Annotated in this window: 3 protein-coding genes; 1 reads left to right on the plus strand and 2 read right to left on the minus strand. The window is 66.0% G+C overall.

Annotation, left to right across the window (positions count from 1 at the left end; all coding sequences use genetic code 11):
• Both EOD07_RS30990 and serB read right to left on the minus strand, forming a co-directional pair.
• Window positions 1–309 (minus strand): GNAT family N-acetyltransferase (locus tag EOD07_RS30990; RefSeq protein WP_164772715.1); only part of this gene is annotated, 309 nt, incomplete at its 3' end.
• Window positions 306–1,193, minus strand: a complete 888-nt coding sequence (gene serB, locus EOD07_RS30995; protein WP_127238000.1) for a phosphoserine phosphatase SerB — start codon at window positions 1,191–1,193, stop codon at window positions 306–308. The genes serB and EOD07_RS30990, both read right to left, overlap by 4 nt.
• On the opposite strand from serB, the gene miaA reads away from it, so the two are divergent.
• On the plus strand, window positions 1,183–2,127 hold the full coding sequence (gene miaA, locus EOD07_RS31000; protein ID WP_127238001.1) for a tRNA (adenosine(37)-N6)-dimethylallyltransferase MiaA: 945 nt from the start codon (window positions 1,183–1,185) through the stop codon (window positions 2,125–2,127). The two genes, serB and miaA, sit on opposite strands and share 11 nt — an antisense overlap.
• Window positions 2,128–2,393: the final 266 nt, after the last annotated feature.

A 2,393-nucleotide genomic window follows, 5' to 3' on the forward strand; every position in this document is an offset into this window, starting at 1 on the left:
GAATTCGGGCGCCAGGCGCCAGCCGATCTCGATCGTGCCGGGCGCCAGCACGTCGATGTCTTCCGTTCCGGACAATCCGACGAAGCCGATGCATTCGCCGGTTGCGGCAATCTCGGCCGCGGCAAAGCCGTAGCCGTCCTCGTCGATCCAGGCGCGGACCTCGTCCATCTTGGCATCCGCCGCGGCGCGGTCGCGGCGGAACGGAAAGAACTCCATCACGCGTTCGTCGGAGTTGATGCGGTGGAAAAGCTCGCGGTCGCGCTCTTCCCAGTTGCGCAGGATGAGGCGCTCGGTGCGGATCGGCTTCATTCGACGAACTCTTCGCGGCGATAGCCCTGGAGATAAAGCAGCGCGGTGAGGTCCCCGTGATCGATGCGGATGCGCGCCTGCTCCGCCACCGCCGGTTTGGCGTGGAGCGCGACGCCGGTGCCGGCAAGACGGATCATATCGAGATCGTTGGCGCCGTCGCCGACCGCGATGGCATCCTCTGTCGTCAATCCGAGCCTCTTCGCGATGTCGAGCAGCGCCTCGGCCTTGGCGGCGCGGCCGAGGATCGGCTCTGCCACCATGCCGGTGAATGCCCCGCCGTCCTCGATCAGGCGGTTCGCCTGGTTTTCCTGGAATCCCAGCATGGCGGCGATGCGGCTTGTGAAGACGTCGAAGCCGCCGGAGACCAGCGCCGTCCAGGCGCCATGGGCGCGCATCGTCTGCACCAGCGCGCGGCCGCCGGCGGCGAGCGTCAGCCGGTTGGCGATGATGCGGTCGACCACGGCGGCGTCGAGGCCCCTCAGCAGGGCGACGCGCTCGCGCAAGGCGGGCTCGAAGGCGATCTCGCCATTCATCGAGCGCGCGGTGATCGCCGCCACATGGTCCTTGACGCCGATCTCGTCGGCGAGCTCGTCGATGCATTCCTGGTCGATCATGGTCGAATCCATGTCGGCGAGCAGGATCTTCTTGCGCCTGCCCTCGGCGGGCTGGACGATGACGTCGACCGGTTCCGACGCCAGCGCGGCGCGCAGATTGGCGGTCATTTCGCCGATATCGGGCGTCTGCGGCAAAACGAGATCGCAGGCGACATCCTCGGCCAGCCAGTGAACGGCGCTTGCGCCGGCGGCCCGCAAGGCCATATTCGCAAGCGAGGCCGGCACGGCGCGGGCTTCTGGACGGGACACTAAAGTGGCGATCAGCGGCATCGAACATTCCGGCAGACAGGCGGGCGAGGGCCGCGTCAAAAACGCGATCCTGATAGCCGGGCCGACCGCAAGCGGCAAGTCTGCGCTGGCGCTCGATCTTGCCGAACGCAATGGCGGAGTCATCGTCAACACCGATTCCATGCAGGGCTATTCGGTGCTCGACGTCCTGACGGCGCGGCCGAGCGCCGCCGAAATGGCGCGCGTTCCGCATTTCCTCTACGGCCACGTGCATCCCTCCACGGCCTACTCCACCGGCGCCTGGCTGCGCGACGTGACGAAGCTGATCGACGATGGCGTCCTGTCGGGCCGTCCGGTCGTTTTCGTCGGCGGCACCGGGCTTTATTTCCGCGCGCTGGCCGAAGGCATCTCGGACATGCCGGATATTCCGCCGGCCGTCCGCGAGCGCTGGCGTTACGAGCTCAAGGAACAAGGGGCCGAAAGGCTGCATCGCCTGCTGATGCACGAGGACTCGGCGATGGCCATGCAACTGAGGCCAACCGACGGCCAGCGTATCGTGCGGGCGCTTGAGGTGCTCGACGCTTCGGGTCGCTCGATCCTCGAATGGCAGGCGGCGCGCGGCCGACCGCTGATCGATCGCGACAGCGCGCGCTTCCTGGTCATCGAGCCGGACCGGCAGCAACTGGTCCGGCGCATCGAGGCGCGTTTCGACCAGATGCTCGACAAGGGCGCGCTCGACGAGGTGCGTCAGCTCGTAGCGCTCGGCCTCGACCCCGACCTGCCGGCGATGAAGGCGATCGGCGTGCGCGAGCTGCAGGCGGCGATGGCCGGACAGTCGGGTTTTCCCGAAGCGATCGAACGCGCCAAGATCGCGACCCGGCAATATGCCAAGCGCCAGTCGACATGGTTCAGGCACCAACTGGGCGCGGAGTGGCGCAGGCTGCGGCCGGGCGATGAACTGGCTGTCCAGGACTGAGGAAAAGCTTTTTCAATCAGCGCCTTAAAATCCCTGGTTCTAATTCTCGCCAAGGTTGTCCGGGTTAACGGTCCGTAAGGCCCGGCATGCCATAACCTCAGTGGGCTGCAGTGCCGCGGGGAGTAGATGCGTTTCCATAAGGCGGAATCCGCATTTTTCGTTTTTATTTTTGTGATCCTGGCCGCGGGCCTGGTGACCTTCCACGCCTATGGCCAATTGCAGGACATCGCCGCCGACCTCGATACGGCATCGCGCGTCGACAAGAT

Source organism: Mesorhizobium sp. M2C.T.Ca.TU.002.02.1.1 (assembly GCF_003997225.1).